This is a genomic window from Caballeronia sp. LjRoot31 (genome assembly GCF_964253885.1).
Taxonomy (GTDB): Bacteria; Pseudomonadota; Gammaproteobacteria; order Burkholderiales; family Burkholderiaceae; genus Caballeronia.
In genome coordinates this window covers 3,751,635-3,777,265 of sequence record NZ_CAXURX020000001.1, presented here as the reverse complement: position 1 = coordinate 3,777,265, position 25,631 = coordinate 3,751,635, and the positions used below count along the sequence as shown (strand labels likewise).

Sequence of the window (25,631 nt, the reverse complement as noted above, 5' to 3'; positions counted from 1 at the left end):
GTTCTGCAGAGGTTTTCAACATGGCAAAGAAAATCATCGGCTTTATCAAACTGCAGATTCCTGCAGGTAAAGCCAATCCGTCACCGCCGGTTGGTCCGGCACTGGGCCAGCGCGGCCTGAACATCATGGAGTTCTGCAAGGCGTTTAACGCGCAGACTCAAGCGATGGAGCCGGGTCTGCCGGTGCCGGTGGTTATTACGGCATTCGCGGACAAGAGCTTCACGTTCATCATGAAGACGCCGCCGGCTACCGTTCTGATCAAGAAGGCAGCAGGTATTCAGAAGGGTTCGCCGAAGCCGAATGCTGACAAGGTCGGCAATATCACGCGCGCTCAAGCTGAAGAAATCGCCAAGACCAAGTTGCCTGACCTGACGGCAGCGAATCTGGACGCAGCAGTTCGTACGATCGCGGGCAGCGCCCGTTCGATGGGCATCACCGTGGAGGGCTTGTAAATGGCTAAGCTTTCTAAGCGCCTTAAAGCGTTCGCCTCCAAGGTCGATCGTATGAAGTTGTATCCCGTTGACGACGCTCTTTCGCTGGTCAAGGAATGCGCAAGCGCGAAGTTCGACGAATCGATCGACGTGGCTGTGCAACTCGGCATCGACGCGAAGAAGTCGGACCAAGTGGTTCGTGGTTCGGTCGTGTTGCCCGCAGGTACCGGCAAGTCGGTTCGCGTTGCTGTGTTTGCGCAAGGCGAAAAGGCTGAGCAGGCTCGTGCAGCCGGCGCAGAAATTGTTGGTATGGAAGACCTGGCTGAACAAGTCAAGGCCGGTAACCTGAACTTCGACGTTGTGATCGCTTCGCCGGACACAATGCGCGTTGTCGGTACGCTTGGTCAGATCCTCGGCCCGCGCGGCCTGATGCCGAATCCGAAGGTTGGCACGGTAACCGCTGACGTTGCTCAAGCTGTTCGCAACGCAAAGGCTGGTCAGGTGCAGTTCCGCGTCGACAAGGGCGGGATCATCCACGCAACCATCGGCCGTGCTTCGTTTGAGCCGGCGTCGTTGCGTAAGAATCTGTCGGCACTGGTGGAAGCCCTTCAAAAGGCTAAGCCGGCGACCAGCAAGGGCGTGTATCTGCGCAAGATCGCATTGTCGAGCACCATGGGTGTCGGCGTGCGCGTAGATCACTCGACGCTCTCGCAGTAAAGAATCATGCGCAGGTTGACGCGATCTCGCGTGAACCTGCGTTAAGGGCTTTGGGCGGTTGCAAGCTGAAGTTGGCGAGCAACCGGTTGTCAAAGACCGTTGGCGGAAGCGCAGCAGTTGGGCGTGACCTTAATGCAAGCCAACGCAGATGGCGAACCCGTAACAGTTTTGGTGTGGTTGAAGTCGGTTGTCGCGTGTCGTGAGATGCGCACTAGCCGGTCGAAATACTCCTGACAGGTCGGACGCCGTTGTTGAACGCGGTGCGCTAAGTTGGCGCATCGAATCTGGAGGTTTAACCGTGCCACTGAACAAAGAAGACAAGCAGGCAGTTGTCGCTGAAGTCGCCGCGCAAGTTGCGAAGGCTCAGACGATGGTGCTCGCTGAGTATCGTGGAATTGCGGTTGGCGATCTGACCAAGCTGCGCGCAAAGGCTCGCGAGCAACAAGTGTATCTCCGCGTGTTGAAAAACACGTTGGCGCGTCGCGCCGTGGAAGGTACGCCGTTCGCTGCGCTGGCCGAGCAGATGACTGGTCCTTTGATCTACGGCATCTCGGAAGATGCAATTGCTGCTGCCAAGGTTGTTAACGACTTCGGCAAAACCAATGACAAGTTGATCATCAAGGCCGGTTCCTACGAAGGCAACGTGATGGACAAGGCGGCTGTGCAAGCACTCGCCAACATCCCGAGCCGCGAAGAACTGCTCTCCAAGTTGTTGTACGTCATGCAAGCTCCTGTTGCCGGCTTCGCGCGCGCTCTGGCCGCGCTCGCCGCGCAAAAGGGTGGCGGCGCTGAAGCTCCGGCTGAAGCTGAGCCGGAAGTTGCTGCGTAACGTACTGCGCTTGGTTGCCTGGTTAGGCTTACAAGATCGCTGGCTGTATCCGAATTCAATTTAGGAGTATTTCAAATGGCAATCGCAAAAGATGACATCCTCGAAGCAGTAAGCTCGATGTCGGTTCTGGAATTGAACGAGCTGGTCAAGGCGTTCGAAGAGAAGTTTGGCGTGTCGGCTGCAGCAGTTGCAGTTGCTGGCCCCGCTGGTGCCGCTGCTGTTGTTGAAGAGCAGACCGAGTTCACGGTGAACCTGGTCGAAATCGGCGCAAACAAGGTGTCGGTGATTAAGGCTGTTCGCGAACTGACGGGTCTCGGCCTGAAGGAAGCGAAGGACCTGGTTGACGGTGCACCGAAGCCTGTTAAGGAATCGGTACCGAAGGCTGCTGCTGAAGAAGCGAAGAAGAAGTTGGAAGAAGCAGGCGCGAAGGCTGAAATCAAGTAAGTTTCGCGGCGCTCTGCTAAGGCTGGCGGTCTATGACCGCCGGCCTTTTTCTGCTTTGTGGGAACAATGTTTTGAGTCGCCGGTTTCGGCAACAAGAACCACATAGAAGCCAAAGAAAAACATCGGCTGGACAATTTTGCCGATTCTTTTCTTTGTCTTCTGAAGCGACTGCAGAAGGCAAGTTTGGTCGGGTAGCGGGAAACATAGGCATCCGCTGCCGTCAGCCAGCGGTTGGTAGCGGCCAACCACCAAGCTTCTAGGCTCGTTCGCCCCTCCCTGGGCGTATGACGAGTCTCAGTCGGTGAACACCGGGTCGTGTCATCGAGGTATCCCGCCTCGGCAACGCCCGCCGTGATTCGGAGATCGTATGCAATATTCCTTCACCGAGAAGAAGCGTATTCGCAAGAGTTTCGCGAAACGCCCCATCGTTCACCAGGTTCCCTTCTTGCTGGCAACCCAGCTTGAATCATTCAGCACATTTCTGCAAGCCGAGACCATCGGGACTCAGCGCAAGGCAGAAGGACTGCAAGCAGCTTTTTCATCGGTCTTCCCGATCGTTTCGCACAACGGCTTTGCGCGTCTCGAATTTGTGAGCTACATGCTCTCGCCGCCGGCGTTCAACATCAAGGAATGCCAGCAGCGTGGCCTGACGTACTGTTCCGCCTTGCGCGCCAAGGTGCGTCTGGTGTTGCTCGACAAGGAATCGCCGAGCAAGCCGGTCGTCAAGGAAGTGAAGGAGCAGGAAGTCTACATGGGCGAAATGCCGCTCATGACGCCGACCGGTTCGTTCGTCATCAACGGTACGGAACGTGTGATCGTGTCCCAGCTGCACCGTTCGCCTGGCGTGTTCTTCGAGCACGACAAGGGCAAGACGCACAGCTCGGGCAAGCTGCTTTTCTCGGCTCGTATCATCCCTTACCGTGGTTCGTGGCTCGACTTCGAATTCGATCCGAAGGACGTGCTGTATTTCCGCGTCGACCGTCGCCGGAAAATGCCTGTGACTATCTTGCTGAAGGCCATTGGCCTGACGCCGGAACAGATCCTCGCGAACTTCTTCGTCTTCGACAACTTCGCCTTGATGGGCGAAGGCGCGCAAATGGAATTCGTGCCGGAGCGTCTGCGCGGTGAAGTCGCGCGCTTTGACATCCAGGATCGCGAAGGCGCCGTCATCGTTCAGAAGGACAAGCGGATCAACGCGAAGCACATTCGTGACCTCGAAGCTGCGAAGACGAAGTTCATTTCGGTACCGGAAGACTATTTGCTCGGCCGCGTGCTGGCAAAGAATGTGGTCGACGGCGAAACGGGCGAAGTGATCGCGAACGCCAACGACGAGATCACCGAAATGGTGCTCGAGAAGCTGCGCGAGTCGAAGGTCAAGGACATCCAGACGCTCTACACGAACGATCTGGATCAAGGCCCGTACATTTCGTCGACGCTGCGTATCGATGAAACCGCTGACCGCATGGCTGCACGTATCGCGATTTATCGCATGATGCGTCCGGGCGAACCGCCGACGGAAGAAGCCGTTGAAGCGCTGTTCAACCGCCTGTTCTACAGCGAAGACGCATACGACCTGTCGAAGGTAGGTCGTATGAAGTTCAATCGCCGCGTGGGCCGCGACGAGATCGTCGGCAAGATGACGTTGGAAGACGACGACATCCTCGCGACCATCAAGATTTTGGTCGAGCTGCGTAACGGCAAGGGCGAAGTCGATGACATCGATCACCTGGGCAATCGCCGTGTGCGTTGCGTAGGTGAGTTGGCTGAGAACCAGTTCCGCGCGGGCCTCGTGCGCGTGGAACGGGCTGTGAAGGAACGTCTGGGTCAGGCTGAAAGCGAAAACCTGATGCCGCACGACCTGATCAACTCGAAGCCGATTTCATCCGCTATTCGTGAGTTCTTCGGTTCGTCGCAGTTGTCGCAGTTTATGGACCAGACGAATCCGTTGTCGGAAATCACCCACAAGCGCCGTGTATCGGCTCTTGGACCGGGCGGTTTGACGCGTGAACGTGCAGGCTTTGAAGTCCGCGACGTGCACCCGACTCACTACGGCCGTGTGTGCCCGATTGAAACGCCGGAAGGTCCGAACATCGGGCTGATCAACTCGCTGGCGCTGTACGCGCACTTGAACGAATACGGTTTCCTTGAGACGCCGTATCGGAAAGTGGTTGATAGCAAGGTGACGGATCAGATCGACTATCTGTCGGCGATTGAAGAAGGCCGCTACGTGATCGCTCAGGCGAACGCGTCGCTGGGCGAAGGCGGCACGCTGACCGACGAACTGGTTTCGTCGCGTGAAGCGGGCGAAACGCTGATGGTCACGCCGGATCGTATTCAGTACATGGACGTGGCGCCGTCTCAGATCGTGTCCGTGGCTGCTTCGCTGATTCCGTTCCTTGAACACGATGACGCGAACCGCGCATTGATGGGCTCGAACATGCAGCGTCAGGCTGTGCCTTGCCTGCGTCCTGAAAAGGCCGTGGTCGGTACGGGTATTGAACGTACGGTGGCGGTTGACTCGGGTACGACGGTTCAGGCGGAACGCGGCGGTATCGTGGATTACGTGGACGCGGGCCGTATCGTGATTCGCGTGAACGACGATGAAGCCGTTGCCGGCGAAGTCGGTGTCGACATCTACAACCTGATCAAGTACACGCGTTCGAACCAGAACACGAACATCAACCAGCGTCCGATCGTCAAGGTTGGCGACAAGGTTGGCCGTGGCGACGTGGTGGCTGACGGAGCATCGACCGATCTGGGCGAGCTCGCGCTTGGCCAGAACATGCTCGTCGCGTTCATGCCGTGGAACGGCTACAACTTCGAAGATTCAATCTTGATCTCGGAGAAGGTGGTTGCTGAAGACCGTTACACGTCGATCCACATCGAAGAACTGAATGTGGTTGCGCGCGACACGAAGCTCGGACCGGAAGAAATCACGCGCGACATCTCGAACCTGGCTGAAGTGCAACTCGGCCGTCTCGATGAGTCGGGCATCGTGTATATCGGCGCGGAAGTGGAAGCGGGCGACGTGCTGGTCGGCAAGGTCACGCCGAAGGGCGAAACCCAGCTGACGCCGGAAGAAAAGCTGCTGCGCGCAATTTTCGGTGAGAAGGCGTCGGACGTGAAGGATACGTCGCTGCGCGTGCCCTCGGGCATGAGCGGTACGGTGATCGACGTGCAGGTGTTCACGCGCGAAGGCATTACGCGTGACAAGCGTGCACAGCAGATTATTGATGACGAACTGAAGCGTTATCGCCTGGACTTGAACGACCAGTTGCGCATTGTGGAAGGCGACGCGTTCTCGCGTCTCGCCCGTATGCTCAATGGCAAGGTCGCGAACGGCGGTCCGAAGAAGCTGGCGAAGGGTACGAAGATCGACCTGCCGTACCTGGAAGATCTGGATCACTACCACTGGTTCGACATCCGCCTCGCGGACGAAGAAGCAGCGGCTCAGCTCGAAGCCATCAAGGATTCGATCGAACAAAAGCGTCATCAGTTCGATCTGGCGTTCGAAGAAAAGCGCAAGAAGTTGACGCAAGGCGACGAACTGCCGCCGGGCGTGCTGAAGATGGTCAAGGTGTACCTGGCTGTTAAGCGTCGTCTGCAACCGGGCGACAAGATGGCCGGCCGTCACGGTAACAAGGGTGTTGTGTCGAAGATCGTGCCGATCGAAGACATGCCGTACATGGCCGATGGCCGTCCTGCTGACGTCGTGTTGAACCCGCTCGGCGTGCCGTCGCGGATGAACGTGGGTCAGATTCTCGAAGTGCATCTGGGTTGGGCCGCGAAGGGTCTGGGATGGCGTATCGGCGAAATGCTGCAGCGTCAGACCAAGATTGAAGAGCTGCGTGCTTTCCTGACGAAGATCTACAACGAGTCGGGCCGTAAGGAAGAGCTGGAAAACTTCACCGACGACGAAATCGTCGAACTGGCGAAGAACCTGCGCGAAGGTGTTCCTTTTGCAACGCCGGTGTTCGACGGCGCGACGGAAGGCGAAATGGAACGTGCGCTGGATCTGGCGTTCCCGGACGACATCGCGAAGCAGCTGGGCATGACGAAGTCGAAGAATCAGGTGCAGTTGAGCGATGGCCGCACGGGTGAACCGTTCGAACGGACGGTCACGGTGGGCTACATGCATTACCTGAAACTGCATCACTTGGTCGACGACAAGATGCACGCCCGTTCGACCGGACCGTACTCGCTCGTCACGCAGCAGCCGCTGGGTGGTAAGGCGCAGTTCGGTGGCCAGCGTTTCGGTGAGATGGAAGTGTGGGCGCTCGAAGCATATGGCGCTTCGTATGTGCTGCAAGAAATGCTGACTGTTAAGTCGGATGACGTGGCGGGTCGTACCAAGGTGTATGAAAACCTGGTCAAGGGTGACCACGTGATCGACGCCGGCATGCCTGAGTCGTTCAATGTGTTGGTGAAGGAAATCCGGTCGCTCGGTATCGACATCGACCTGGACCGGAACTAATCGGACTACTGGAGAGACGCAATGAAAGCTCTGCTCGATCTATTCAAGCAAGTCCAACAACCTGAAGTTTTTGACGCGATCAAGATCGGTCTGGCCTCGCCGGACAAGATCCGGTCGTGGTCCTTCGGCGAAGTGAAGAAGCCTGAAACCATCAACTACCGGACGTTCAAGCCGGAACGCGATGGCCTGTTCTGCGCCAAGATCTTTGGCCCGATCAAGGACTACGAGTGCCTGTGCGGTAAGTACAAGCGCCTGAAGCACCGCGGCGTGATCTGCGAAAAGTGCGGCGTTGAAGTGACGCTCGCCAAGGTGCGTCGCGAACGGATGGGCCACATTGAACTGGCCTCGCCGGTTGCGCACATCTGGTTTTTGAAGTCGCTGCCGTCGCGTCTGGGCATGGTGCTCGACATGACGTTGCGCGACATCGAACGCGTGCTGTATTTCGAAGCGTACGTGGTGATCGAACCAGGCATGACGCCGCTGAAAGCGCGGCAGATCATGACGGAAGAGGATTACTACAATAAGGTCGAAGAATACGGCGACGAATTCCGTGCCGAGATGGGCGCGGAAGGCGTGCGTGAACTGCTGCGCGCGATCAACATCGACGAACAGGTCGAAGTGCTGCGCACCGAACTCAAGAACACGGGTTCGGAAGCGAAGATCAAGAAGTACGCGAAGCGCCTGAAAGTGCTCGAGGCATTCCAGCGTTCGGGCATCAAGCCCGACTGGATGGTGCTGGAAGTGCTGCCGGTGCTGCCGCCGGAACTGCGTCCGCTCGTGCCGCTGGATGGTGGCCGTTTCGCTACGTCCGACCTGAACGACTTGTATCGCCGCGTGATCAACCGTAACAACCGGTTGAAGCGTCTGCTCGAGTTGAAGGCGCCTGAAATCATCGTCCGTAACGAAAAGCGGATGCTGCAGGAAGCCGTCGATTCGCTGCTCGACAACGGTCGTCGCGGTAAGGCAATGACTGGCGCGAACAAGCGTCCGCTGAAGTCGCTCGCTGACATGATCAAGGGTAAGGGCGGTCGTTTCCGTCAGAACTTGCTCGGTAAGCGCGTTGACTATTCGGGCCGTTCGGTGATCGTGGTGGGCCCGACGCTCAAGCTGCATCAGTGCGGTCTGCCGAAGCTGATGGCGCTCGAACTGTTCAAGCCTTTCATCTTCAACAAGCTGGAAGTGATGGGTGTTGCTACCACCATCAAGGCCGCGAAGAAGGAAGTCGAGAACCAGACAGCCGTGGTGTGGGACATTCTGGAAGAAGTGATCCGCGAACATCCGGTGATGCTGAACCGCGCGCCTACGCTTCACCGTCTTGGCATTCAGGCTTTCGAGCCGGTGCTGATCGAAGGTAAGGCTATCCAGTTGCATCCGCTCGTTTGCGCGGCGTTCAACGCCGACTTCGACGGTGACCAGATGGCCGTTCACGTGCCGCTGTCGCTGGAAGCGCAGATGGAAGCGCGCACGCTGATGCTGGCGTCGAACAACGTCCTGTTCCCGGCCAACGGCGATCCGTCGATCGTGCCGTCGCAGGATATTGTGCTGGGTCTTTACTACGCATCGCGTGAAGCGGTGAACGGCAAGGGCGAAGGCATGACGTTCACGGGCGTGTCGGAAGCGATTCGCGCGTACGAAAACAAGGAAGTCGAGCTGGCGTCGCGGGTGAATGTCCGGATTACGGAAAACATTCACAACCCGGATCAAAGCGAAGGCGCGCCGAAGTTTGTGCCGAAGATCACGCTGTACGCAACCACGGTTGGCCGTTCTATTCTGTCGGAAATTCTGCCGCCGGGACTGCCGTTCTCGGTGCTGAACCGTCCGCTGAAGAAGAAGGAAATTTCGCGCCTGATCAACACGGCATTCCGCAAGTGCGGTCTGCGCGAAACGGTGATCTTCGCCGACCAGCTGATGCAGATGGGTTTCCGTCTGGCTACGCGCGCCGGTATTTCGATTTGCGTCGACGACATGCTCGTGCCGCCGCAGAAAGAACAGATCGTCGGCGATGCAGCCAAGAAGGTGAAGGAATACGACCGTCAGTACATGTCGGGTCTTGTGACCTCGCAAGAGCGCTACAACAACGTGGTCGACATTTGGTCGGCAACGTCGGAAGCGGTCGGCAAGGCGATGATGGAGCAGTTGGCTACGGAACCCGTGGTCGACCGCGACGGTAATCAGACGAAGCAGGAATCGTTCAACTCGATCTACATGATGGCCGACTCGGGCGCTCGTGGATCCGCTGTTCAGATTCGTCAGCTGGCCGGTATGCGTGGCCTGATGGCGAAGCCGGATGGCTCGATCATCGAGACGCCTATCACGGCGAACTTCCGTGAAGGCCTGAACGTGTTGCAGTACTTCATCTCGACGCACGGTGCACGTAAAGGCCTGGCCGATACGGCGTTGAAGACGGCGAACTCGGGTTACCTGACGCGTCGTCTCGTTGACGTGACGCAGGACCTGGTCGTGGTCGAAGACGATTGCGGCACGACGAACGGCGTGGCAATGAAGGCGTTGGTTGAAGGCGGTGAAGTTGTCGAAGCCTTGCGTGACCGGATTCTCGGCCGCGTGACGGTGGCGGACGTCGTCAATCCGGAATCGCAGGAAACGCTGTACGAATCGGGCACGTTGCTCGACGAAGACATGGTCGATGAAATCGAACGCCTGGGTATCGACGAAGTGCGCGTGCGCACGCCGTTGACCTGCGAAACGCGTTATGGCCTGTGCGCTTCGTGCTATGGCCGCGACCTGGGTCGTGGCTCGCGCGTGAACGTCGGCGAAGCGGTGGGTGTTATCGCTGCGCAGTCGATTGGCGAACCTGGCACGCAGCTGACCATGCGTACGTTCCACATCGGTGGCGCGGCGTCGCGTGCGGCAATCGCTTCGTCGGTGGAAGCGAAGTCGAACGGCACGGTGCGTTTCACGGCAACGATGCGTTACGTCACGAATGCGAAGGGCGAGCAGATCGTCATCTCGCGTTCGGGCGAGGCGATCATTGCCGACGACCTCGGTCGTGAGCGCGAACGTCACAAAATCCCGTACGGCGCCACGTTGCTGCAACTGGACGGCGCGCAGATCAAGGCCGGTGCGCAACTGGCTCAATGGGATCCGTTGACGCGTCCGATCATCACCGAGTGGGGCGGTACGGTGAAGTTCGAAAACGTCGAAGAAGGCGTGACGGTTGCGAAGCAGATCGACGATGTGACGGGGCTTTCAACGCTCGTCGTGATCGACGTGAAGCGTCGTGGTTCGCAAGCGGCGAAGAGCGTTCGTCCGCAAGTGAAGCTGCTCGATCCGCAAGGCGAAGAAGTCAAGATCCCGAACACCGAGCATTCGGTGCAGATCGGCTTCCAGGTCGGCGCACTGATCACCGTGAAGGACGGTCAGCAAGTGCAGGTGGGTGAAGTGCTGGCACGTATCCCGGTTGAAGCGCAGAAAACGCGTGACATTACCGGTGGTCTGCCGCGTGTGGCCGAACTGTTCGAAGCGCGCTCGCCGAAGGACGCCGGTATCTTGGCGGAAGTCACGGGTACGACGTCGTTTGGTAAGGACACGAAGGGCAAGCAGCGTCTCGTTATTACCGACGTGGAAGGGGAACAGCATGAGTTCCTGATCACGAAGGAAAAGCAGGTGCTGGTGCATGATGGTCAGGTCGTCAACAAGGGCGAAATGATTGTCGATGGCCCGGCTGACCCGCACGACATCTTGCGTTTGCAAGGTATCGAAGCGCTGGCTCGCTACATCGTGGACGAAGTGCAGGACGTGTACCGTCTGCAGGGCGTGAAGATCAACGACAAGCACATTGAAGTGATCGTGCGTCAGATGTTGCGCCGCGTGCAGATCGTCGACAACGGCGATACGCGTTTCATCATGGGCGAACAGGTTGAGCGTTCGGACATGCTGGACGAGAACGACCGGATGGCCGCGGAAGACAAGATCCCCGCGACCTATGAGAACGTGCTGCTGGGTATTACGAAGGCATCGCTCTCGACCGATTCGTTCATCTCGGCAGCTTCGTTCCAGGAAACGACGCGCGTGTTGACCGAAGCGGCCATCATGGGCAAGCGCGACGATTTGCGCGGTCTGAAGGAAAACGTGATCGTCGGCCGGTTGATTCCGGCTGGTACAGGTCTCGCGTTCCACAAGGCACGCAAGAGCCGCGAGTTGTCGGATCGTCAACGTTTCGACCAGATTGCAGCGGAAGAATCGTTCGATTTCGGCACGCCCGAAGCCGCACCTGTCGCACCTGCAGAACAGCAGCATCCGGCGGAGTAAGTTCTGAAGTTCGGGCCTTTTTACAGGTTCGGGCTTTAGCAACTGATCTGCCTGTACAAGAAGCCGCCCGGTTTATACCGGGCGGCTTTTTTTTGCTCTATCAATTGGCTAACGTTGAGTCATGCCGCCGCCTTGGGGCCGTGTCGTTGGTAAAATCGGGGCACTCACGCTCTGGCGCACTCCGTCTTCCCCATGTCCCGTTCGCTCGAAATTCTCAAGGAAGTATTTGGCTACCCCGTTTTCCGGGGGCAGCAGGGCGAAATCGTTGATCATGTGGCTGCCGGCGGAGACTCGCTTGTGCTGATGCCAACCGGCGGCGGGAAGTCGTTGTGTTATCAGATTCCTGCCTTATTGAGGCGTGAAGCGGGTTTCGGTGCGGGCATTGTCGTCTCGCCGCTGATTGCCTTGATGCAGGATCAGGTCGCTGCATTGAGCGAAGTCGGCGTGCGTGCTGCATGCCTGAATTCGACGCTCACGGGCGCCGAAGCGGCTGCAACCGAGCGCGCGTTGCGTAACGGGGAAATCGACCTGCTGTATGTCGCGCCGGAACGCCTGATGACACCCCGTTTCCTCGAGTTGATCGAGAGCGTACGCATTGGCCTGTTTGCCATCGACGAAGCGCATTGCGTGTCGCAATGGGGGCACGATTTCCGCCCTGAATACATCCAGTTGTCGGTGCTGCATGAGCGGTTTCCGTCGGTTCCCCGGATCGCGCTTACCGCAACCGCCGACGCCATTACGCGCGATGAAATCGTGCATCGCCTCGCGCTCGATAACGCGCGTATTTTCGTCTCCAGCTTTGACCGGCCGAACATCCGATATCGGATCGTCGAAAAGGATAACGCGCGGGCTCAATTGCTCGATTTCATTCGCGCCGAGCATACGAACCCTGACAAAACCACCGACGCTGGCGTGATTTATTGCCTGTCGCGCCGCAAGGTGGAGGAAACCGCCGACTGGCTCAAGAGTCAAGGCGTGCGCGCGCTGCCGTATCACGCCGGCATGGAGTACGAAACGCGTCAGCGGCACCAGGAAATGTTCAAACGCGAAGAGGGCATCGTGATGTGCGCGACGATTGCTTTCGGCATGGGTATCGACAAGCCGGACGTGCGCTTTGTCGCGCATCTGGATTTACCCAAGAGCGTGGAAGGCTATTACCAGGAAACCGGGCGCGCGGGCCGTGACGGCATGCCGGCGAACGCGTGGATGGCGTACGGCCTCGGCGACGTGGTGCAGCAGCGCAAGATGATCGACGAATCGGACGCGGACGATACCCACAAGCGCGTGCAGGGTGGCAAGCTCGACGCGCTGCTTGGGCTTTGCGAAGCGGCTTCATGCAGGCGGGTGCGCTTACTTGGCTACTTTGGAGAGGCGAGTCAGCCCTGCGGCAATTGCGATACCTGCCTCGAGCCGCCTGAATCGTGGGACGCCACGCGTGAGGCGCAGATGGCGCTTTCGTGCGTGTACCGGGCGTATAAGGCCAGTGGTTTCCATTTCGGCGCTGGCCATCTGATCGATATCTTGCGCGGCAGCCGGTCTGAGAAGTTGCTTCAACGTGGTCATGAAAAACTATCCACGTTCGGACTCGGCGCGGCGCTGTCAGAGCAGGAATGGCGCGCGGTGTTTCGTCAATTGGTTGCGTTCGGCTATCTGGCCGTCGACCACGACGGTTTCGGCGCACTGATTCTCACCGAGGCAAGCAAGGCGGTGCTCAAAGGCGAGCAGAACGTGACGCTTCGAAAGTACGTCAAGCCGACGCGGAGCCGGCAGTCATCCAGCCGAACCGGCGAACGCGCCGATCCGACGGCAGGCATGTCGCCGCGTATCAAAGCACGCTGGGAAAGGCTGCGCGCGTGGCGCGCAAGTATGGCGAAAAGCGACGGCGTGCCAGCGTACGTCATTTTCCACGACGCGACGCTCGCGGAGATCGCGCGTAATGAGCCGGATTCTATTGAGGATCTCGGCCAGATTCCAGGCATTGGCGCGCGCAAACTCGAGCGTTTCGGCAGCGAATTGCTCGAGGTGGTCGGCGCTAACTAGTTTTTGCTGTTCATCTGCCTGGATCGGTACCCAAGCTGTTGACCGCATTAGGAATTTCAGATTATGATGCTAGGTTCTCGTTCTTGGATCTGCTAAGAGGGTTTTCCTCGCACGCACGAACAAGAATCGGAATGCTCGATGCGCAATCCGTTTTGCTTTGCCCGAAACGGGGGCGTCGATTTTGATCAATTTAGGAATAGACAATGCCAACCATCAATCAATTGGTTCGCAAAGGCCGCGCTTCAGAAGTAGTGAAGAGCAAGTCGCCGGCCTTGCAGGACTGCCCCCAGCGTCGTGGAGTGTGCACTCGCGTGTACACGACGACGCCGAAGAAGCCGAACTCGGCACTTCGTAAAGTTGCAAAGGTTCGTCTGACGAACGGTTTCGAAGTTATTTCGTACATCGGTGGTGAAGGCCACAACCTGCAGGAACACTCGGTCGTCCTGATTCGCGGCGGACGGGTGAAAGACTTGCCGGGTGTGCGTTATCACATGGTTCGCGGCTCGCTGGATACCCAGGGCGTCAAGGATCGTAAGCAAGCTCGCTCGAAGTACGGTGCGAAGCGCGCCAAGGCCAAGTAAATATTTGGCTGGTAAGTCGTACAGGTTGCCCTTAACGGGCGTTCAAGCGGTGGTGCCGGAAGTGCCGGTGCTGTCGAGTAAGTGGTCACCCGGCCAAGCTGGTTAGTCAGGACAGTGCGCACTCAAAAGCGCGTTTAGATGGATCGGGTTTGTTGGTGACCGCGGGGCTCGTGCGAAAAAAAGCGCGGCTCCAACTGAAAATCAAAGGAAGAAACATGCCGCGTCGTCGCGAAGTCCCCAAACGGGACATTTTGCCGGATCCGAAATTCGGCAACGTAGATGTAGCCAAGTTCATGAACGTGATCATGCTGTCGGGCAAGAAGTCGGTTGCCGAGCGTATCGTTTATGGTGCTTTTGAACAGATCCAGACCAAGGGTGGCAAGGACCCGCTGGAGGTGTTCACGGGTGCGCTCAACAACGTGAAGCCGGTGGTGGAAGTGAAGAGCCGTCGCGTTGGTGGTGCGAACTATCAAGTTCCAGTGGAAGTGCGTCCGTCGCGTCGTATGGCATTGGCGATGCGTTGGTTGCGCGAAGCTGCGAAGAAGCGCAGCGAGAAGTCGATGGCCCTGCGTCTCGCAGGTGAGCTTTCGGAAGCCGCGGAAGGCCGCGGCGGCGCGATGAAGAAGCGCGACGAAGTTCACCGGATGGCAGAAGCCAATAAGGCGTTCTCGCACTTCCGCTTCTAAGGCTGCTTTTTAGGCCTCCCGACCTGGGACGAACGGAAAAACCTCCGGGCGGGTGCGCTTACAAAGCGCCTCGCCCGTTTGTGTTAAGGCGCGACCGGCATGTGCCGGTCGCGTCGACCCAATTAAGGATTCAAAGTGGCTCGCAAGACACCTATCGAGCGCTACCGAAATATCGGTATTAGCGCTCACATCGACGCCGGCAAAACGACGACGACCGAGCGCATCCTGTTTTACACGGGCGTGAACCACAAAATCGGTGAAGTTCACGACGGCGCAGCAACGATGGACTGGATGGAGCAGGAGCAGGAGCGCGGCATCACCATTACGTCGGCAGCAACGACGGCCTTCTGGAAAGGCATGGCTGGCGACCGCCCCGAGCACCGCATCAACATCATCGACACCCCGGGACACGTCGACTTCACCATTGAAGTTGAACGTTCCATGCGTGTGCTCGACGGTGCGTGCATGGTTTATTGCGCTGTGGGCGGCGTTCAGCCCCAGTCGGAAACCGTATGGCGTCAGGCCAACAAGTACAAGGTTCCCCGTCTCGCGTTCATCAACAAGATGGACCGTACCGGCGCGAACTTCTTCAAGGTCTATGATCAGCTCAAGCTGCGTCTGAAGGCGAACCCGGTACCCGTCGTGGTGCCAATCGGCGCAGAAGACACGTTCACGGGCGTGGTCGACCTGATCAAGATGAAGGCGATCATTTGGGATGAAGCGTCCCAGGGCATCAAGTTCGAGTACGAAGAAATCCCGGCTGCATTGCTGGATACGTGCAACGAGTGGCGTGAAAAGATGGTCGAAGCTGCTGCCGAAGCCAACGAAGAAATGATGAACAAGTACCTCGAAACGGGCGCGCTGTCCGAAGAGGAAATCGTGAAGGGTCTTCGCGACCGTACGATCGCTTGTGAAATCCAGCCAATGTTGTGCGGCACCGCGTTCAAGAACAAGGGCGTGCAACGGATGCTGGACGCCGTGCTCGACTTCTTGCCCTCGCCTATCGACATTCCGCCGGTTCTGGGCGAACTGGAAGACGGCGCGCGTGAAGAGCGTCGTGCAGCTGACGACGAGAAGTTCTCGGCGCTCGCGTTCAAGATCATGACCGACCCGTTTGTCGGCCAGTTGATCTTCTTCCGCGTGTATTCGGGTACGACCAAGTCGGGCGACACGCTGCTGAACGCGACCAAGGACAAGAAGGAACGTCTTGGCCGTATTCTGCTGATGCACGCAAACCAGCGCGAAGAAATCAAGGAAGTGCACGCAGGTGACATCGCTGCCGCGGTTGGTTTGAAAGACGTGACCACCGGCGACACGCTGTGCGATCCGCTGCATCCCATCGTTCTGGAACGCATGATTTTCCCGGAGCCCGTGATTTCGCAGGCTGTGGAACCTAAGACGAAGCCTGACCAGGAAAAGATGGGCCTTGCGCTCAATCGTCTGGCTCAGGAAGATCCGTCGTTCCGCGTTCAAACCGACGAAGAGTCGGGCCAGACCATCATTTCGGGTATGGGCGAGCTGCACCTGGAAATTTTGGTTGACCGCATGCGGCGCGAATTCGGCGTTGAAGCAACCGTTGGCAAGCCGCAAGTTGCGTATCGCGAAACGATCCGCGGCAAGGCTGAAGACGTTGACGGCAAGTTCGTCAAGCAGTCGGGCGGACGCGGTCAGTATGGCCACGTTGTCATTACGCTTGAGCCGAATGAGCAGGGCAAAGGCTACGAGTTCCTGGACGAGATCAAGGGCGGCGTGATTCCGCGCGAATACATCCCGGCTGTGGACAAGGGCATTATTGAAACGCTGAAGGCTGGCGTGCTGGCAGGCTTCCCGGTGGTGGACGTCAAGGTTCACCTGACGTTCGGTTCGTACCACGACGTTGACTCGAACGAAAATGCGTTCCGCATGGCCGGTTCGATGGCGTTCAAGGACGCAATGCGCAAGGCAAGCCCGGTCATCCTCGAACCGATGATGGCTGTGGAAGTCGAAACGCCGGAAGACTACATGGGCAACGTGATGGGCGACTTGTCGAGCCGTCGCGGTATCGTCCAGGGTATGGAAGACATGGTTGGCGGCGGCAAGATCGTGCGCGCTGAAGTCCCGCTGTCGGAAATGTTCGGGTATTCAACGTCGCTGCGGTCGGCGACGCAAGGTCGCGCTACGTACACGATGGAATTCAAGCACTATTCTGAAGCTCCGCGAAACGTGGCAGAAGCGATCATCAACGCGAAATCCAAGTAATTCGGTAAGCCAGAAGTCTTTAACCGATCAACAAATTTGAAAGAAGGTAATCATGGCAAAAGGTAAATTCGAACGGACCAAGCCGCACGTCAACGTAGGCACGATTGGTCACGTCGACCATGGCAAGACCACGCTGACGGCAGCAATCGCGACGGTGTTGTCGAAGAAGTTTGGCGGCGAAGCGAAGGCGTATGACCAGATCGATGCAGCGCCGGAAGAAAAGGCGCGTGGCATTACGATCAACACGGCACACGTCGAGTACGAAACGGCAGCGCGTCACTACGCGCACGTTGACTGCCCGGGACACGCCGACTATGTGAAGAACATGATTACGGGTGCAGCGCAGATGGACGGCGCGATCCTGGTGTGTTCGGCTGCAGACGGTCCGATGCCGCAAACGCGTGAGCACATTCTGTTGGCTCGCCAGGTTGGCGTGCCGTACATCATCGTGTTCCTGAACAAGTGCGACATGGTGGACGACGCCGAGTTGCTGGAACTCGTTGAAATGGAAGTGCGTGAGCTTCTGGTGAAGTATGACTTCCCGGGCGACGAGACGCCGATCATCAAGGGTTCGGCCAAACTGGCGCTGGAAGGCGACACGGGCGAGCTGGGCGAAGTGGCGATCATGAACCTGGCCGACGCACTGGACACGTACATCCCGACGCCGGAGCGCGCCATCGACGGTTCGTTCCTGATGCCGGTGGAAGACGTGTTCTCGATCTCGGGTCGCGGCACGGTGGTGACGGGCCGTATCGAGCGCGGTGTGGTTAAGGTTGGCGAAGAAATCGAAATCATCGGCATCAAGCCGACGGTGAAGACGACGTGCACGGGCGTGGAAATGTTCCGCAAGCTCCTGGACCAAGGTCAAGCGGGCGACAACGTGGGTATTCTGTTGCGCGGCACGAAGCGTGAAGACGTGGAACGTGGCCAGGTGTTGGCCAAGCCGGGTTCGATCACGCCGCACACGCACTTCACGGCTGAAGTGTATGTGTTGAGCAAGGACGAAGGCGGTCGTCACACGCCGTTCTTCAACAACTATCGTCCGCAGTTCTACTTCCGTACCACGGACGTAACGGGTTCGATCGAGTTGCCGAAGGACAAGGAAATGGTCATGCCGGGCGACAACGTGTCGATCACGGTGAAGCTGATCGCTCCGATCGCGATGGAAGAAGGTCTGCGCTTCGCTATCCGTGAAGGCGGTCGTACCGTCGGCGCTGGTGTCGTTGCCAAGGTTCTCGCGTAAAATCCTGAGCTTGCTTCAAACGCTGTAGTTTTTAGTCGTGCCCGGAGCCGGGCGCATGTGCCTTACGCGTGCCCGGCTCCATGCTCTTTTACCAAATCGACGGTGCAACACCGTCTCGTTCTTTCAAGGAATTGTCATGGCAAACCAGAAAATCCGCATTCGCCTGAAGGCTTTCGACTATCGTCTGATCGATCAATCGGCAGCTGAAATTGTCGATACGGCTAAGCGGACTGGCGCAATCGTACGTGGTCCGGTGCCGCTGCCGACCCGTATCCAACGTTTTGACATTCTGCGTTCGCCGCACGTCAACAAGACGTCGCGCGATCAGCTCGAAATCCGCACTCACCAGCGCCTGATGGACATCGTCGATCCGACGGACAAGACCGTTGACGCGTTGATGAAGCTCGACTTGCCGGCTGGCGTCGATGTGGAAATCAAGTTGCAATAAGTTTCACCCGGCGCCGCTCTCGCGAGGAGTGGCGCTAAGTCTTTGATTGCTTGCGGAAAACGAAAAGCCTTGTTATACTCCAAGGCTTTTCGCGCATTTGCGCAAAAAAGTCGGTGCGATTCTCGTGAAGTTGTTCACCTGAGCGACCGGCATTTTGTAAATCAGCCCCGACCAATCGCAGTTGGGAATGGAGAAAACGATGAGCCTTGGACTCGTAGGTCGCAAGGTTGGCATGACCCGTATCTTTACGCCTGAAGGGGATTCGATTCCCGTCACCGTATTGGACGTGTCGGACAACCGAGTGACGCAGATCAAGTCTGTAGAAACGGATGGTTACATCGCCGTTCAAGTTGCATTCGGCACTCGCCGCGCATCGCGCGTGACGAAGCCGCTGGCAGGTCACCTTGCCAAAGCCGGCGTACAAGCCGGTGAAGTTCTCAAAGAATTCCAGATCGATTCCGCTAAGGCTGCCGAGTTGTCGAACGGTACTGTTATCGGTACGGACATCTTCGAAGTAGGCCAGAAAGTCGACGTGCAAGGCGTGTCGATCGGTAAGGGCTACGCCGGTACCATCAAGCGTCACAACTTCGCTTCGGGTCGCGCATCGCACGGTAACTCGCGTTCGCACAACGTCCCTGGTTCGATCGGTATGGCGCAAGATCCGGGTCGTGTTTTCCCGGGTAAGCGCATGACGGGTCACATGGGCGACGAAACGGTTACGGTGCAAAACCTCGTGATCGCTCGTATCGACACTGACCGTCATCTGTTGCTGGTCCGTGGCGCTGTTCCTGGCGCTAAGGGCGGCAAGGTCTTCGTGACGCCGGCTGTCAAGGCACGCGCTGTGAAAGGAGCGAAATAATGGAACTTAAGCTCCTGAGCGCCAATGGTCAGGAAGGCACGGGTGTGAACGCATCGGACGTCGTGTTCGGTCGCGATTACAACGAAGCCCTGATCCATCAGGTCGTCACGGCCTATCAAGCCAACGCACGTAGCGGTAATCGCGCGCAGAAGGATCGTGAGCAAGTCAAGCACACGACCAAGAAGCCGTGGCGTCAAAAGGGCACGGGCCGCGCTCGTGCCGGTATGTCGTCGAGCCCGTTGTGGCGCGGCGGTGGCCGTATCTTCCCGAATTCGCCGGAAGAAAACTTTTCGCACAAGGTCAACAAGAAGATGCATCGCGCAGGTCTCTGCTCGATCTATTCGCAGCTGGCCCGTGAAGGTCGCATCGTGGTTGTCGATGAGATGACCCTCGAAGCGCCGAAGACCAAGCTGCTGGCCGAAAAATTCAAGGCAATGGGTCTCGAGTCCGTCCTGGTCATTACTGACACGGTCGACGAAAACCTGTACCTCGCGTCGCGCAATCTGGCCCACGTGGCCGTTGTCGAGCCGCGTTACGCCGACCCGCTCTCGTTGATCTACTTCAAGAAGATCGTGATTACGAAGGCTGCGGTCGCCCAGATCGAGGAGTTGCTGTCATGAGCGAGATTCGCAAGAACGATCATCGTTTGATGCAGGTCCTGCTCGCGCCGGTGATCTCCGAAAAGGCGACGCTGGTGGCCGACAAGAACGAACAAGTTGTGTTCGAAGTCGCGCCCGATGCCACGAAGCAGGAAGTCAAGGCTGCTGTCGAGCTGCTGTTCAAGGTAGAAGTCAATTCCGTCAACGTGCTGGTCACGAAGGGTAAAGCCAAGCGCTTTGGCCGCTTCATGGGAAAGCGCAAGGACGTGAAGAAGGCGTATGTCTGCCTGAAGCCCGGCCAGGAAATCAACTTTGAAGCGGAGGCCAAGTAATCATGGCAATCGTAAAAGTTAAGCCGACTTCGCCGGGTCGCCGCGCGATGGTCAAGGTGGTCAACAAGGATCTGTACAAGGGCAAGCCGCACGCAGCGCTGCTCGACTCACAGTCCGTGACTGCCGGCCGGAATAACTCCGGTCGTATCACCGTCCGTCACAAGGGTGGTGGTCACAAGCAACAGTATCGTATCGTCGATTTCCGTCGCATCAAGGACGGCATTCCGGCAAAGATCGAACGTCTTGAGTACGATCCGAACCGTAGCGCGAACATCGCGCTGGTTCTGTACGCAGACGGCGAGCGCACGTACATCATTGCTCCGAAGGGTGCGACGGTGGGTCAATCGTTGATGTCTGGTTCGGAAGCGCCGATCCGCTCGGGTAACACCTTGCCGATCCGCAACATTCCGGTCGGTACGACGATTCACTGCGTCGAGATGTTGCCGGGCAAGGGTGCGCAAATGGCGCGTTCGGCTGGTACATCCGCGATGCTGCTGGCTCGCGAAGGCACGTACGCTCAGGTTCGCCTGCGTTCGGGTGAAATTCGCCGTGTGCACGTTGAGTGCCGCGCGACGATTGGTGAAGTTGGCAACGAAGAGCATAGCCTCCGTCAAATCGGTAAGGCTGGTGCTAACCGCTGGCGTGGTATCCGCCCGACGGTGCGTGGCGTTGCAATGAATCCGGTTGATCACCCGCACGGTGGTGGTGAAGGTAAGACGGCAGCAGGTCGCGATCCGGTCAGCCCGTGGGGAACCCCGGCTAAGGGTTATCGTACACGCAGCAACAAGCGCACGACGACGATGATCGTTCAGCGCCGTCACAAGCGCTAAGGAGTAAGCAATGGCACGTTCTGTTAAAAAAGGTCCGTTCTGCGACGCTCATTTGCTGAAGAAAGTTGAGGCTGCCGCAGCTGCGCGTGACAAGAAGCCGATCAAGACCTGGTCGCGTCGTTCGACGATCCTGCCGGACTTCATCGGTCTGACGATCGCCGTACATAACGGCCGTCAACACGTCCCGGTTTATGTTTCGGAAAACATGGTCGGCCACAAACTTGGCGAGTTCGCATTGACCCGTACGTTCAAGGGTCATGCAGCCGACAAGAAGGCCAAGAAATAAGGGGCTATCAAGATGGAAGTAAAAGCTATTCATCGCGGTGCCCGCATCTCGGCGCAGAAAACGCGCCTTGTGGCTGACCAGATCCGTGGTTTGCCGGTCGACAAGGCGTTGAACGTTCTTACGTTCTCGCCGAAGAAGGCGGCGGGTATTGTCAAGAAGGTCGTGCTGTCAGCGATCGCGAATGCGGAACACAACGAAGGCGCCGACATCGACGAGCTCAAAGTAACGAGCATCATGGTCGACAAGGCAGCTTCCCTGAAGCGATTCACCGCGCGCGCAAAAGGCCGTGGTAACCGTATCGAGAAGCAATCCTGTCACATCACTGTGACAGTCGGGAATTAAGGAGCCATACGATGGGACAAAAAATTCATCCGACAGGCTTCCGTCTGGCTGTCAGCCGAAATTGGGCGTCGCGTTGGTACGCGAACAACACCAATTTCGCATCGATGCTGCAGGAAGACATCGGCGTTCGTGAATACCTGAAGAAGAAGCTGAAAAACGCTTCGGTAGGTCGGGTTGTCATCGAGCGTCCGGCGAAGAATGCACGTATCACGATTTACAGCTCGCGTCCGGGTGTAGTGATCGGCAAGAAGGGCGAGGATATCGAACTGTTGAAGACGGAACTGCAACGCCGCATGGGCGTTCCGGTCCACGTCAACATCGAAGAAATCCGTAAGCCGGAAACCGACGCGCAACTGATCGCCGACTCGATCACGCAACAGCTCGAGCGCCGGATCATGTTCCGCCGCGCGATGAAGCGTGCGATGCAAAACGCCATGCGTCTGGGTGCTCAAGGCATCAAGATCATGAGCGCTGGCCGGTTGAACGGTATCGAAATCGCTCGTACGGAGTGGTATCGCGAAGGTCGCGTTCCGCTTCACACGCTGCGTGCTGATATCGACTACGCAACGTCGGAAGCGAAGACGACCTACGGCATCATCGGCGTCAAAGTGTGGGTCTACAAGGGCGACACGCTGGGCCGCAATGATGCACCGGTAGTCGAAGAAGTAGCCGAAGACAAGCGTCCGCGCCGCAACGCACGTCCGGGTGGCGATCGCCGTCCGCGTCGTGATGGTGAAGGTGGTGGTCCGGCAAACGCAGGTGCGCGCCGTGGTGCAGGCGCTCCCCGTCGTGCTGGCGGTGCCGGCGGCGACGGGAAGACTGGAGAATAACGATGCTGCAACCGAAACGCAGAAAGTATCGCAAAGAGCAAAAGGGTCGTAACACCGGCAAGGCGACGCGCGGCAACGCAGTGTCGTTCGGTGAATATGGTCTGAAAGCTATCGGTCGCGGCCGTTTGACCGCGCGCCAAATCGAAGCGGCGCGTCGTGCAATGACGCGTCACATTAAACGTGGCGGCCGTATCTGGATCCGCATTTTCCCGGACAAGCCGATCTCGCAAAAGCCGGCTGAAGTACGGATGGGTAACGGTAAAGGTAACCCTGAGTACTACGTCGCAGAGATTCAACCGGGCAAGATGTTGTATGAAATGGACGGTGTTACTGAAGAGTTGGCACGTGAAGCGTTCCGTCTGGCTGCAGCTAAGCTGCCGCTGAAGACGTACTTCGTTTCACGCCAGCTCGGCGCCTAAGGAGCAATGATGAAGGCTTCCGAACTTCACCAGAAAGACCAGGCTGGGCTCAATCAAGAGCTGACGGACCTGCTGAAGGCGCAATTCGGCCTGCGCATGCAACTCGCGACCCAGCAATTGACCAACAACAGTCAATTGAAGAAGGTTCGTCGCGACATCGCTCGTGTGCGGACCGTCCTGACTGAGAAGGCGAACCAGAAATGAACGATAGCGTAAAAACCTCGCTCAAGCGGACGCTGGTCGGCAAGGTCGTCAGCAACAAGATGGAAAAGACGGTCACCGTGCTGGTTGAGCATCGCGTAAAGCATCCGATCTACGGCAAGTACGTCGTACGGTCGAAGAAGTATCACGCTCACGACGACGCGAACACGTACAACGAAGGCGATCTCGTCGAGATCCAGGAAACCCGTCCGATTTCGAAGACGAAAGCCTGGGTTGTGTCGAAGTTGCTTGAGACGGCTCGCGTAATCTAAGCGTCAAAAAGCGGTAAAAGAAGTATCGCAGTAACTTTCGCTTGCCAGACCGAAATTATGCGTTATAATTTCGGTCTTCCCTCTTTGTGGGAGCCCCATCGCGGGCGAAGTTGGTGGGGGAAGCCAGTGCAGGCGCCAAGCTTGTGCTGACAGATTCACCGGATTGCGATGGCGGGTTTCGTCTGCCCTCGCTGCCTGTTCTAACCCAAGCAGCCACCAGGCTGACGGGACCAAGACTGACCGGTTAAGCCATGGTGGCGTAACTGGATTAAGTTGGGAAAGATAAACCATGATTCAGACCGAAACTCGGCTTGAAGTTGCCGACAACACAGGTGCACGTGAAGTGATGTGCATCAAGGTGCTCGGCGGCTCGAAGCGTCGTTACGCTAGCATTGGCGACATCATCAAGGTGACCGTCAAGGAAGCAACGCCGCGCGGACGCGTGAAGAAGGGCGAAATCTACAACGCTGTGGTCGTTCGTACGGCCAAGGGCGTGCGCCGCCAGGACGGCTCGCTGATCAAGTTCGACGGTAATGCCGCCGTACTTTTGAATGCCAAGCTCGAGCCTATCGGTACGCGTATTTTCGGACCGGTTACGCGTGAATTGCGTAGTGAACGATTTATGAAGATCGTTTCGCTCGCGCCGGAAGTGCTGTAAGGAGTCGCGATGAATAAGATTCGCAAAGGTGACGAAGTTATCGTTACCGCTGGCAAAGATAAAGGCAAGCGCGGTGTCGTGCTGTCCGTTGGCGAAGAGCGTGTGACGGTCGAGGGTATCAACCTCGTCAAGAAGCATGTCAAGCCGAACCCGATGAAGGGTACGACGGGCGGCGTGGAAGCCAAGACGATGCCGCTGCATATTTCGAACGTCGCATTGGTCGACGCGAATGGCAAGGCGTCACGTGTGGGCATCAAGGTCGAGAACGACAAGAAGGTACGCTTCTTGAAGTCGACCGGTGCCACGCTTAGCGTCTGACGCGGAGTAAAAAATGGCACGTCTGCATGAGTTTTATAAAGAAAAAGTTGTACCCGGCCTCGTTGAGAAGTTCGGCTACAAGTCCGTAATGGAAGTGCCGCGCATTACCAAGATCACCCTGAATATGGGTCTTGGTGAAGCCGTCGCCGACAAGAAGATCATCGAAAACGCCGTTGGCGACCTGACGAAGATTGCTGGCCAAAAGCCGGTTATCACGAAGGCACGCAAGGCTATCGCTGGCTTCAAGATTCGTCAGGGCTACCCGATCGGCGCGATGGTTACGCTGCGCGGCCAGGCCATGTACGAATTTCTCGATCGTTTCGTGACGGTTGCGCTCCCCCGGGTTCGTGACTTCCGCGGTGTATCGGGTCGTGCGTTCGACGGTCGCGGCAACTACAACATCGGTGTGAAAGAGCAGATCATTTTCCCCGAGATCGATTACGACAAGATCGACGCGCTTCGTGGGCTGAATATCAGCATCACGACGACCGCGAAGACTGACGATGAAGCAAAGGCACTGCTCGCCAGCTTCAAGTTCCCGTTCAGAAACTGAGGTTACCGTGGCTAAACTGGCACTGATCGAACGTGAAAAGAAGCGTGCTCGCCTGGCTGCAAAGTACGCTCCCAAGCGTACGGCGCTGAAGGCGGTCATTGATGACGCGAGCAAGTCGGACGAAGAGCGTTATGCCGCTCGTCTTGAACTGCAACAACTGCCCCGCAACTCGAACCCCACTCGCAAGCGTAACCGCTGCGCGATCACGGGTCGTCCGCGTGGCACGTTCCGCAAATTCGGATTGGCACGCAGCAAGATTCGCGAAATCGCTTTCCGCGGCGAAATCCCTGGCCTGACCAAGGCGAGCTGGTAATAGGAGATATCTAAATGAGTATGAGTGATCCTATCGCCGATATGCTGACTCGCATCCGCAATGCGCAGATGGTTGAGAAAGTATCGGTGACAATGCCCTCGTCGAAAGTCAAGGTTGCGATTGCGCAGGTTTTGAAGGACGAAGGTTATATCGACGATTTCGCAGTGAAGTCTGAAGGTGCGAAGTCGGAATTGAATATCGCGTTGAAGTACTACGCTGGCCGTCCGGTTATTGAGCGCATTGAACGCGTTTCGAAGCCTGGTCTGCGTGTGTATCGCGGTCGTAACGACATTCCGGTTGTCATGAACGGTCTTGGCGTTGCAATCGTGTCGACGCCCCAGGGTGTGATGACCGACCGCAAGGCGCGCCAGACCGGCGTCGGCGGCGAAGTCCTCTGCTACGTCGCTTAAGCCGAAAAG

General features: G+C 57.6%; 27 protein-coding genes. All 27 read left to right on the top strand.

Annotation, left to right across the window (positions count from 1 at the left end; all coding sequences use genetic code 11):
* Nucleotides 1-20: 20 nt before the first annotated feature.
* The 27 genes from rplK (at nt 21) to rpsH (ending at nt 25,622) form a co-directional block, all read left to right on the top strand.
* A complete protein-coding gene (gene rplK / locus ACSQ8V_RS16870) occupies nt 21-452 on the top strand; it encodes a 50S ribosomal protein L11 (protein ID WP_213767099.1) in 432 nt (143 codons plus the stop codon).
* Complete coding sequence (gene rplA / locus ACSQ8V_RS16865; protein ID WP_031361594.1) at nt 453-1,148, top strand: 50S ribosomal protein L1; 696 nt, start codon at nt 453-455, stop codon at nt 1,146-1,148.
* 298 nt (nt 1,149-1,446) lie between these two features.
* Complete coding sequence (gene rplJ, locus ACSQ8V_RS16860) at nt 1,447-1,977, top strand: 50S ribosomal protein L10 (RefSeq protein WP_213767100.1); 531 nt, start codon at nt 1,447-1,449, stop codon at nt 1,975-1,977.
* A 75-nt stretch (nt 1,978-2,052) separates the two neighbouring features.
* A complete protein-coding gene (gene rplL / locus ACSQ8V_RS16855) occupies nt 2,053-2,421 on the top strand; it encodes a 50S ribosomal protein L7/L12 (RefSeq protein WP_062092985.1) in 369 nt (122 codons plus the stop codon).
* 367 nt (nt 2,422-2,788) lie between these two features.
* On the top strand, nt 2,789-6,895 hold the full coding sequence (rpoB, locus tag ACSQ8V_RS16850; protein ID WP_165092722.1) for a DNA-directed RNA polymerase subunit beta: 4,107 nt from the start codon (nt 2,789-2,791) through the stop codon (nt 6,893-6,895).
* A 21-nt stretch (nt 6,896-6,916) separates the two neighbouring features.
* Nucleotides 6,917-11,164, top strand: coding sequence for a DNA-directed RNA polymerase subunit beta' (gene rpoC / locus ACSQ8V_RS16845; protein ID WP_213767101.1), 4,248 nt, complete (start codon nt 6,917-6,919; stop codon nt 11,162-11,164).
* 192 nt (nt 11,165-11,356) lie between these two features.
* Entirely contained in the window at nt 11,357-13,204 is a 1,848-nt protein-coding gene (recQ, locus tag ACSQ8V_RS16840) for a DNA helicase RecQ (RefSeq protein WP_213767102.1), read from the top strand.
* A 203-nt stretch (nt 13,205-13,407) separates the two neighbouring features.
* Complete coding sequence (rpsL, locus tag ACSQ8V_RS16835; protein ID WP_158934176.1) at nt 13,408-13,785, top strand: 30S ribosomal protein S12; 378 nt, start codon at nt 13,408-13,410, stop codon at nt 13,783-13,785.
* A gap of 215 nt (nt 13,786-14,000) precedes the next feature.
* Nucleotides 14,001-14,471: a 30S ribosomal protein S7 gene (gene rpsG / locus ACSQ8V_RS16830; protein WP_031361587.1), complete on the top strand. Its 471-nt coding sequence runs from the start codon at nt 14,001-14,003 to the stop codon at nt 14,469-14,471.
* A 135-nt stretch (nt 14,472-14,606) separates the two neighbouring features.
* The gene (gene fusA / locus ACSQ8V_RS16825; RefSeq protein ID WP_213767103.1) at nt 14,607-16,709 is read left to right on the top strand and encodes an elongation factor G; all 2,103 of its coding nucleotides are present in this window, start codon (nt 14,607-14,609) and stop codon (nt 16,707-16,709) included.
* 52 nt (nt 16,710-16,761) lie between these two features.
* A complete protein-coding gene (gene tuf / locus ACSQ8V_RS16820; protein ID WP_031361585.1) occupies nt 16,762-17,952 on the top strand; it encodes an elongation factor Tu in 1,191 nt (396 codons plus the stop codon).
* Nucleotides 17,953-18,088: 136 nt separating this feature from the next.
* On the top strand, nt 18,089-18,400 hold the full coding sequence (gene rpsJ / locus ACSQ8V_RS16815) for a 30S ribosomal protein S10 (RefSeq protein WP_031361584.1): 312 nt from the start codon (nt 18,089-18,091) through the stop codon (nt 18,398-18,400).
* A gap of 199 nt (nt 18,401-18,599) precedes the next feature.
* Nucleotides 18,600-19,259, top strand: a complete 660-nt coding sequence (rplC, locus tag ACSQ8V_RS16810; RefSeq protein WP_062091252.1) for a 50S ribosomal protein L3 — start codon at nt 18,600-18,602, stop codon at nt 19,257-19,259.
* Complete coding sequence (gene rplD, locus ACSQ8V_RS16805; RefSeq protein ID WP_031361582.1) at nt 19,259-19,879, top strand: 50S ribosomal protein L4; 621 nt, start codon at nt 19,259-19,261, stop codon at nt 19,877-19,879. The genes rplC and rplD overlap by 1 nt, the downstream gene beginning before the upstream one ends.
* Complete coding sequence (gene rplW / locus ACSQ8V_RS16800) at nt 19,876-20,190, top strand: 50S ribosomal protein L23 (RefSeq protein ID WP_031361581.1); 315 nt, start codon at nt 19,876-19,878, stop codon at nt 20,188-20,190. Before rplD ends, rplW begins: the two co-directional genes overlap by 4 nt.
* Nucleotides 20,191-20,192: 2 nt before the next feature.
* Entirely contained in the window at nt 20,193-21,020 is an 828-nt protein-coding gene (gene rplB / locus ACSQ8V_RS16795) for a 50S ribosomal protein L2 (protein WP_213767104.1), read from the top strand.
* 10 nt (nt 21,021-21,030) lie between these two features.
* Nucleotides 21,031-21,306, top strand: coding sequence for a 30S ribosomal protein S19 (gene rpsS / locus ACSQ8V_RS16790; RefSeq protein WP_031361579.1), 276 nt, complete (start codon nt 21,031-21,033; stop codon nt 21,304-21,306).
* 12 nt (nt 21,307-21,318) lie between these two features.
* The gene (rplV, locus tag ACSQ8V_RS16785) at nt 21,319-21,648 is read left to right on the top strand and encodes a 50S ribosomal protein L22 (protein ID WP_031361578.1); all 330 of its coding nucleotides are present in this window, start codon (nt 21,319-21,321) and stop codon (nt 21,646-21,648) included.
* Between the two features lie 11 nt (nt 21,649-21,659).
* Nucleotides 21,660-22,478: a 30S ribosomal protein S3 gene (gene rpsC, locus ACSQ8V_RS16780; RefSeq protein ID WP_031361577.1), complete on the top strand. Its 819-nt coding sequence runs from the start codon at nt 21,660-21,662 to the stop codon at nt 22,476-22,478.
* 2 nt (nt 22,479-22,480) lie between these two features.
* On the top strand, nt 22,481-22,897 hold the full coding sequence (rplP, locus tag ACSQ8V_RS16775) for a 50S ribosomal protein L16 (RefSeq protein ID WP_031361576.1): 417 nt from the start codon (nt 22,481-22,483) through the stop codon (nt 22,895-22,897).
* Between the two features lie 9 nt (nt 22,898-22,906).
* Nucleotides 22,907-23,101 (top strand): 50S ribosomal protein L29, encoded by a 195-nt coding sequence (gene rpmC / locus ACSQ8V_RS16770; RefSeq protein ID WP_031361575.1) that lies wholly within the window; start codon nt 22,907-22,909, stop codon nt 23,099-23,101.
* Entirely contained in the window at nt 23,098-23,370 is a 273-nt protein-coding gene (gene rpsQ, locus ACSQ8V_RS16765; RefSeq protein WP_213767105.1) for a 30S ribosomal protein S17, read from the top strand. Before rpmC ends, rpsQ begins: the two co-directional genes overlap by 4 nt.
* Before the next feature lie 289 nt (nt 23,371-23,659).
* Nucleotides 23,660-24,028 (top strand): 50S ribosomal protein L14, encoded by a 369-nt coding sequence (rplN, locus tag ACSQ8V_RS16760; protein WP_006052212.1) that lies wholly within the window; start codon nt 23,660-23,662, stop codon nt 24,026-24,028.
* Between the two features lie 9 nt (nt 24,029-24,037).
* On the top strand, nt 24,038-24,346 hold the full coding sequence (gene rplX / locus ACSQ8V_RS16755; protein ID WP_213767106.1) for a 50S ribosomal protein L24: 309 nt from the start codon (nt 24,038-24,040) through the stop codon (nt 24,344-24,346).
* A 13-nt stretch (nt 24,347-24,359) separates the two neighbouring features.
* Nucleotides 24,360-24,899 carry a 50S ribosomal protein L5 gene (gene rplE / locus ACSQ8V_RS16750; protein ID WP_031361571.1) on the top strand — a complete coding sequence of 180 codons (540 nt, stop codon included), beginning with the start codon at nt 24,360-24,362 and terminating at the stop codon, nt 24,897-24,899.
* 7 nt (nt 24,900-24,906) lie between these two features.
* The gene (rpsN, locus tag ACSQ8V_RS16745) at nt 24,907-25,212 is read left to right on the top strand and encodes a 30S ribosomal protein S14 (RefSeq protein ID WP_031361570.1); all 306 of its coding nucleotides are present in this window, start codon (nt 24,907-24,909) and stop codon (nt 25,210-25,212) included.
* 14 nt (nt 25,213-25,226) lie between these two features.
* Complete coding sequence (gene rpsH, locus ACSQ8V_RS16740) at nt 25,227-25,622, top strand: 30S ribosomal protein S8 (protein WP_031361569.1); 396 nt, start codon at nt 25,227-25,229, stop codon at nt 25,620-25,622.
* Nucleotides 25,623-25,631: the final 9 nt, after the last annotated feature.